This window comes from Psychroflexus lacisalsi (assembly GCF_020164495.1).
Lineage (GTDB): Bacteria > Bacteroidota > Bacteroidia > Flavobacteriales > Flavobacteriaceae > Psychroflexus > Psychroflexus lacisalsi.
In genome coordinates, this window is the sequence record NZ_JAIQYZ010000024.1 from 1 (window position 1) to 425 (window position 425).

General features: G+C 30.6%; 1 protein-coding gene and 1 pseudogene. Both read left to right on the forward strand.

Annotated features, from left to right (window positions below):
- A partial coding sequence (locus LB449_RS13815) for a hypothetical protein (RefSeq protein ID WP_224455698.1) occupies positions 1-219 on the forward strand: 219 nt, incomplete at its 5' end.
- A 4-nt stretch (positions 220-223) separates the two neighbouring features.
- Positions 224-425, forward strand: a pseudogene (locus tag LB449_RS13820) (GLPGLI family protein); the annotation flags it as partial.

Sequence of the window (425 nt, forward strand, 5' to 3'; positions counted from 1 at the left end):
TTTTCAATTATCGCTTTAGGAGCGATGACCTTAAGTTTAAGTAGTTTTAATACATCTGACAACTCTGAAATAAGAGATTGTGCAGCTCAAGCATGGGAAGCTGGATCAGAAGCTGAAAATATGGGTGCACCACCAAGTGATGTTTACGCTCTAACAGATTTTGTTTATACAGCCTGTGAATCGGGTACCGACTATATGTTTTTACTCATGAACTTTTAATTTTATGAGATTTATTTTATTAATTTTAATTTCATTTCAATGCTTTTCACAGAAAGGCATTGAGGTGATTTACAAATACGAGTCTAATTTTAAAAAAGAAATTCCTGAACAAATTCTTTATGGTAAATTTTTAAAAGCTGCGAAGAAAATTCTTCCGAATTATGATTTTAAGTTATTAGCAGATATGAATGAATCTATCTATTATT